At 69.9% G+C, this 6,556-nt stretch carries 7 protein-coding genes and 1 pseudogene; 3 read left to right on the top strand and 5 right to left on the bottom strand.

Annotated features, from left to right (window positions below; genetic code table 11):
* Window positions 1-133 precede the first annotated feature (133 nt).
* The 3 genes from G6020_RS15150 to G6020_RS15140 all read right to left on the bottom strand — a co-directional run bounded on the left by G6020_RS15150 (window position 134) and on the right by G6020_RS15140 (window position 3,855).
* Window positions 134-901: an SDR family NAD(P)-dependent oxidoreductase gene (locus G6020_RS15150; RefSeq protein WP_179524210.1), complete on the bottom strand. Its 768-nt coding sequence runs from the start codon at window positions 899-901 to the stop codon at window positions 134-136.
* Between the two features lie 77 nt (window positions 902-978).
* Window positions 979-3,057: a neutral/alkaline non-lysosomal ceramidase N-terminal domain-containing protein gene (locus G6020_RS15145; protein ID WP_182611190.1), complete on the bottom strand. Its 2,079-nt coding sequence runs from the start codon at window positions 3,055-3,057 to the stop codon at window positions 979-981.
* 195 nt (window positions 3,058-3,252) lie between these two features.
* The gene (locus tag G6020_RS15140) at window positions 3,253-3,855 is read right to left on the bottom strand and encodes a superoxide dismutase (protein ID WP_031265000.1); all 603 of its coding nucleotides are present in this window, start codon (window positions 3,853-3,855) and stop codon (window positions 3,253-3,255) included.
* Between the two features lie 160 nt (window positions 3,856-4,015).
* Between G6020_RS15140 and G6020_RS15135 the strand changes: the two genes are divergently transcribed.
* Window positions 4,016-4,456: an NUDIX domain-containing protein gene (locus tag G6020_RS15135; protein ID WP_259848389.1), complete on the top strand. Its 441-nt coding sequence runs from the start codon at window positions 4,016-4,018 to the stop codon at window positions 4,454-4,456.
* Between the two features lie 15 nt (window positions 4,457-4,471).
* On the opposite strand, the gene G6020_RS15130 is transcribed toward G6020_RS15135, so the two are convergent.
* The gene (locus G6020_RS15130; RefSeq protein WP_182611188.1) at window positions 4,472-4,645 is read right to left on the bottom strand and encodes a hypothetical protein; all 174 of its coding nucleotides are present in this window, start codon (window positions 4,643-4,645) and stop codon (window positions 4,472-4,474) included.
* Window positions 4,646-4,749: 104 nt separating this feature from the next.
* Here G6020_RS15130 and msrA point away from each other — a divergent pair, with 104 nt between their 5' ends.
* Entirely contained in the window at window positions 4,750-5,427 is a 678-nt protein-coding gene (gene msrA / locus G6020_RS15125; protein ID WP_179524213.1) for a peptide-methionine (S)-S-oxide reductase MsrA, read from the top strand.
* 353 nt (window positions 5,428-5,780) lie between these two features.
* Here msrA and G6020_RS15120 read toward each other — a convergent pair whose 3' ends face one another.
* Window positions 5,781-5,984 carry a cold-shock protein gene (locus G6020_RS15120; RefSeq protein ID WP_007629661.1) on the bottom strand — a complete coding sequence of 68 codons (204 nt, stop codon included), beginning with the start codon at window positions 5,982-5,984 and terminating at the stop codon, window positions 5,781-5,783.
* Window positions 5,985-6,188: 204 nt separating this feature from the next.
* On the opposite strand from G6020_RS15120, the pseudogene G6020_RS15115 reads away from it, so the two are divergent.
* Window positions 6,189-6,556 (top strand): annotated as a pseudogene (locus G6020_RS15115) (hypothetical protein); the annotation flags it as partial.

Here is a 6,556-nt window from a genome sequence, read left to right as displayed (position 1 = left end):
CCCCCGCCCCGCAGGCGCCGGGCCCGGACACCCCGAACGGTCGCGGCTGAGCCTCGCGCGTCCACCTCGCGTCGCTGTACACGGGAAAGGCCCGCCCCCGCTGGGGGCGGGCCTTTCCGCGCATCTGCTCGGATCAGCGCGGCGCCATGCGGAGGGCGCCGTCCATACGGAAGCTCTCGCCGTTGAGGTAGTCCTGCTCGACGATCGCGCCTGCCAGCTGCGCGTAGTCCGACGGGCGGCCGAGGCGGGACGGGAACGGGATGGAGGCCTCGAGGGTCTTCTGGAACTCCTCGGTCAGGCCACGCAGCATCGGCGTCTCGATGGTCCCCGGGGCGATGGTGTTGACCCGGATACCGAACTGGGCGAGGTCGCGAGCCGCGCAGATGCCCATCGAGTACACGCCGCCCTTGGACGCGGCGTAGGCGATCTGGCCGACCTGGCCCTCGTAGGCGGCCACGGAGGCGGTGTTGATGATGACGCCGCGCTGGCCGTCCTCGTCGACCGTGTCCTGGGTGGACATGGCCTCGGCGGCGAGCCGCAGCACGTTGAACGTGCCGACCAGGTTGACCGAGATGCAGGTCTGGAACAGGTCCAGGGCGTGCACGCCCTTCTTGGAGACGATGCGGGCGGCCGGGGCGATGCCCGCGCAGTTGACCACGACGCGCAGCGGGGCGGCCTCGGTGGCCTTGGCGATGGCGGCCTTGACGTCGTCCTCGCTGGTCACATCGGCGGGGAGGAGGGTGATCCCCTCGTCGATGCCCTGCTCGACGGCCTTGTCGATGGACTGCTGGAGGTCGAGGCCGAAGACGATCGCGCCCTTCTCTGCGAACGAGCGCGCGGTGGCGTTGCCCAGGCCGGAGGCGGCACCGGTGACGATGACGGAAGCACCCTTGATGTCCACGGGCGATGTCCTTTCTCTCTAGGAGGCGAGCACTAGGAGGTGCAAGCACTTACCGGCCCAGTGTTCCAGAACCGTGTTCAGCGCACGTCGAAGGCCGGGCTCTCCCCCCGCACGGGGAACAGTCGGCCGTCGATGCCCCGACCGGAGGCGGTGTACACCACGCGGTACTCGCCGGCCGGTGTCCCCGGAGGGATGTCCCAGGTGATGAGGGCGTTGGTCACGGTGAGCAGGCTCTCGAACACGATCATCGTGGACCAGTCGCCGTCGTCGTGGACCCGGATCCACCGTCCGCCGTCCCGGCGATCCACGGCGAGGTATGTGTCACCCCGCCGCAGGTCGGAGTTGGGGTTCGTGCCGCAGAACCGGACCACGACCCGCTGCCCCACCCGGTACCCGGGCAGGGGCGGGTCCAGCACGTCACCGAAGTTCCGCAGCGGCGCCGGGGTGTCCACGAGCGGGTTGCCCAGGGGGGAGACGGGGATCTGCCCGGTGAGGTCCCGTTCGGAGGCGCCCGGGTCCAGGGGGGATCCCGACCGCATCGAGCGCGCCAGGTCGGCGGCCACCTGTTGGATGGCGGGCAGCGTCCACGGGCCGAACGCGGTCGCTCCGCCCTCGTAGTTCTGGGCCGAGTACTCCTCCGGGGTCGTGACGTAGTGCCCGTAGGCGTTGGAGTACCCCTGCACGGTGATGTGGTCCTCGGGGACGGCGAGTTCGGCCGCCAGGGTGCGGCGCAGGCGCAGGCCCGCCACGACGGTCGGCTCGAAACCCAGGCTGAACAGGTAGTGCCCGCCGAGCCGGACGAGGTGGAACGGGTACACACGTTGGATGGCGTGCGGCACAAGACCGACGGGAAGCAGCACGTCCTTGGCGCCGTGCGCCTCTCGTAGCCAGGCGGGGATCACGACCTCGGAGATGGCTCTGGCCTCCGGGTTCCCGCCCCGGTCACCCTCGTTGAAGGGCAGCTCCTCGGCGCCCCCGCCGTCCTCCTGGCTGCCGGCGGCGAACGCCGCACCGAGGGCCGCCACCGCGGTCCGGTGCGTGCGGCCGTCGCCGGTGAACTCCGGCCGCACGTCGACCGCCGACATGTCGACCCAGCGGTGGCGGACGTCGATCCCGCCACCGAGCGGGCGGACGTTCCGGCCCACCTGGTCGCGCGCGGCGGCGAACTGACGCTCGCCGTTGATACGGGTGTTGAGCCACTCGTCCGGCGTCGGCCCCCGACCGGGTTCGAGGTCGAGGTTGGGGCTGACGTCACCGGGGTTGGTCTGAGCGAAGGCGGTCACCAGTGCCGGGGTCCCGCCGGCCAGGTAGTCCTGGCCCGCGGCCTCGCGCTCCCAGTACCAGGCGGCGTACCCCTTGTTGTCCGAGGAGGAGAGTGCGTTGGCGGCGGTCATGGACGTGGCGTGCGAGGCGAACCAGTTGATCACCCCGACGAGCCGTTCACCCCTGGTGATCTGCAGGGACTGTGACCGGGGGTCGATGCCGGTGGGGAAGTGCGCGCGTTCGTCGGCGGTGTCCCGGTCGAACGAGCCGCGGGAGCGGTTGACCCCCGCGTCGTACAGGTGGCCCGTGGTGACCCCGACGCTCGACGGGGCGAGGTCGTGGTGCGCCATTCTGACGGCGTCGACGATCCCGGCGCAGTTGGCGTCGAAGGTGACGGGCCGGAACCCGAGCATCGACAGGTCGACCATCGGGTGACCGGACGTCCCGCCGGGTGCGGCGTGGGTGTGCGTGGCCGTGATGACCACGTTCCCCTCGTGATAGGTGTCGCCGAACTCCGCGGACAGGCGTCGCAGGACCTCCTGTTGGATGGACTGGAAGATCAGCCCGATCTCGGCGGTCAGGTGGACGAACCTGGGTGACGACGGCGAGTCGGCGAAGACGAACGCCCGGGCCCGCTGCCGCAGATGCAGACCCACGGAGTGCTGCTCGGTGTCGGCATACCCGTTCATCCCGGCCCCGAGGGATTCCCCGGTCATGTCGCCGATGCCCCGCCCCACGTACATCCGGGTGGCCTGCGCGGGCGCGACCGCGGGCAGGACGGAGTGCAGTGCGACCACACTGCCGAGGGCGGCGGCCCCACCGAGGACGGTGCGGCGCCGGATGCCGCGATGACCGGCTCCGTGGCGGTCGGTGACGTGGTGAGACATCGGCATCGGGCTCCCAGGGTGCTCGGGCGGCTGGTGACCTTGGTCACCTCATGGGACGTCAGAGTACCCAACTGGACGCTTGACCGGGGAGGGCCCCGGGTGGACGAGGACGGGTACCCGGGCGACGAGGACGGGTACCCCTGTGAACGAGGACGGGCCCCCGCGCGGCTGCACGGGGGCCCGTTCGTCGGATGGGGGTGGTCAGCTCTTGGCGGCGGCGTAGCGCTCGGCGACGTCCGCCCAGTTCACGACGTTCCACCAGGCCTTGACGTAGTCCGGCTTGACGTTCTTGTACTGGAGGTAGAAGGCGTGCTCCCACATGTCCAGCATGAGCAGCGGGGTCATGTTGATCGAGATGTTGCCCTGCTGGTCGGTCAGCTGCTGGATGATCAGGCGCTGTCCGATGTGGTCCCAGCCCAGGACCGCCCAGCCGGACCCCTGCAGGGTGGTGGCGGCGGCGTTGAAGTGGGCCTGGAACTTGTCGAACGAACCGAACTCGGCGTCGATCGCGGAGGCCAGCTCGCCCTCGGGCTTGTCGCCCCCGTCGGGCGACATGTTCTGCCAGAACACCGAGTGGTTGGTGTGGCCACCGAGGTGGAAGGCCAGGTTCTTGCTGAGCAGCGGTGCCTTGGTGGAGATGGTGCCGTCCTCGCGCGCGGCGGCGAGCTGCTCGAGCGCGTCGTTGGCGCCCTTGACGTAGGTGGCGTGGTGCTTGGAGTGGTGGAGCTCCATGATCTCGGCGGAGATGTGCGGCTCCAGCGCGCCGTAGTCGTAGGCGAGGTCGGGAAGAACGTACTCGGCCATAGTGGTGAGTCCTCTCAGTTGGGTGACGGGCTGCGCGTGGGACCTGCCCATGGCGCCCGTCACGACGTCCGGTTCCCACCATAGTGATCGCACACCGGCGGTGTCGGCCACCGGCGCAGCGGCTCCGTGGGTACCCGCCCGACCTGCCATGATCGGAGGCGTGGATCATTCCGGTTCGACCCCTGTCCGCGTCATCTCCGTCTCCGCGGTGGTCCTGACCCGGCCGGACGGGGCCGTGGTGACCGTGCGCAAGACGGGCACGGACCGCTTCATGCTCCCCGGAGGCAAGTGGGAGCCGGGGGAGTCCCCGCTGGCCTGCGCGGTCCGCGAGCTCGGGGAGGAACTGGGGTTGACGATCGCCCCGGAACTCCTGACCCCGCTCGGGCGGTTCGACACCGCGACGGCGAACGAGCCCGGGTTCAGGCTGGTCTCCGAGGTGTTCGCCGCGGAGACGGAACAGGACATGGAGCCCCGGGCGGAGATCGCCGAGGCCCGCTGGCTGACGTCCGCCGAGGTCCGGGGCGTCGCGCAACTCCCGGAAGACCGTTGCGCGCCATGGGCTCCGCTACTGGTCAGGGTCGCTCGCGAGGGCTTGGCGTGACGGGGTGGCCGCCGATCAGACGGCGAGGATCGCGATGAGTGCGAGGAGCAGCAGGGCGGCGGTGAGGACGCTGACGGCGAGGTTCCGGTGACTGACGTGCTCACTGCACCCCGACCCCTCGAAGGGCTGGGACGAGCCGCGGTCGAGAATGTCGTGCAGCTGCTGTGCGGCGGGCTTTGAAGCGGTCACGTCGAGCTCCCCACTGGTCGATCTGCGGCCCACCCTATCGCGAACTATGGTGTTCGTCACATCACGTCCGGATCATGCGGCCGCCGCGGGGTTACCCTGGCTCCATGGGCTGGCTACAGGACGCGATCAGACAATCGACGATGCGCACGGCGACCGAGGTGATCGACGCCGACTCGGCTCTGCCGGGCAGATCCGAACCGGTCGCCGTGGCGCCGACCAACATCGTCACCGGCAACCCGATGGTGCCGCCGTTCCCCGAGGGGTACGAGACGATGGCGCTGGGGATGGGCTGCTTCTGGGGTGCGGAGAAGATCCTCTGGCAGCTCGAGGGGGTGTGGACCACGGCCGTCGGCTACGCGGGCGGGTGGACACCCAATCCCACCTACGAGGAGACCTGCACGGGGGCGACGGGCCACACCGAGGCCGTCCTGGTGGTGTTCGACCCCGAGGTGTTGCCGGTCGAGCGACTGCTCGCCACGTTCTTCGAGTGGCACGACCCGACCCAGGGCATGAGGCAGGGCAACGACATGGGGACGCAGTACAGGTCCGCGGTGTTCGCCACCACGACCGCGCAACTGGAGACGGCCCGTCGACTGGGGGCCGCCTATGAGAAGGAACTGGACGCGGCCGGCCGCGGGCCCCTGACCACCGAGTTCGGGATGCTCGGAGAGGTCCGGTCCGGCGAGTTCGCCTACGCCGAGGACTATCACCAGCAGTACCTGGTCAAGAACCCCGGCGGTTACGACTGCCACGTCCGTAGCGGCGTGGCCTGCCCGATCTGAGGTCCCGGGGAGCCGGCCTTCTCGGCCCTTTCCGCCCCGCACCTGCCCCTGCCGTCCCCGCTCGCCCCCTCGGCTGCGGCAGGCGCTCCCGCGGATGATCGCCTCGGCGAGATCCGCTCCCGGGCATGAACTCCGGCGTGAGCCGTGGGGCGGGCCGCTGTTCATTGCCAGGGGCGGATGGCATCCGCGCGCGCGGATGACGGGGAGCAGAGGCGGATGGCAGACACACCCTGTGGTGGGGAGGCGGTCCCGTCAGCGGGTGTGTGCTCGGGACATGCGGAAGGGCCCGGCCGGGATCTCTCCCGGGCCGGGCCCTTCACGTCGATGCGGCGTCAGATCTCTCTGACGTCAGATCACATCGGGGTGATGTTCTCCGCCTGCAGGCCCTTGGCGCCCTGCGCGACGTCGAAGGAGACCTGCTGGTTCTCCTCGAGCGAGCGGTAGCCCGAGCCCTGGATGGCGGAGAAGTGCGCGAAGACGTCGGCGGAGCCGTCGTCGGGGGCGATGAAGCCGAAGCCCTTGTCAGCGTTGAACCACTTCACGGTGCCGGTAGCCATATTGGCGTCCTTTCGAGAGTCGGCACTCCGCTTGTCGGAGTACCAGATGATGCAGCAGAGAGCGTGCTGTGTGTTTCCCTGCGGTGCCGCATCGTTCTCTCGCAAGAACGGTGGATCTACAGAAATACAACGTACGTTTTCAACTACTGAGCAGAACCCTACAGTCTCAGAGCCGGTCCGTCACCCCCACGGGGTGTCCGGCAGGTGAATTCGCCGTTCCACCTCGGTTCCAGGGCGTTCCGACGGGCGTCCGACGGCGAGACTGGGCGGGTGTACTCCGACCTGACCCGCGAACTCGATTCCCTCCTGGGAGACCTCGGCCCCGGCCGTGCCGGACGGGCACGGGACATGGAGCGGGTGGACCCGACCCACCGTGGGGGCGCCCTGAACCTCGTCGACTACGCGACCCTGCGCCGGCACGACCTCCGGGATCTGCAGGACCGACTGCTCGACGCCGGCGTGTCCCCGCTCGTCGGCTGCGAGGACGACGTGGAGGCGGCACTCCGGGCCGCCCGTGCCGCTCTGGCCGCGCTCGGGGGGCAGGACCCGACGCGCTTCGCCGACCGTCACAC

It is taken from the genome of Dietzia sp. B19 (assembly GCF_014145155.1).
Lineage (GTDB): Bacteria > Actinomycetota > Actinomycetes > Mycobacteriales > Mycobacteriaceae > Dietzia > Dietzia natronolimnaea.
This window is presented reverse-complemented; position numbering and strand designations above follow the sequence as displayed.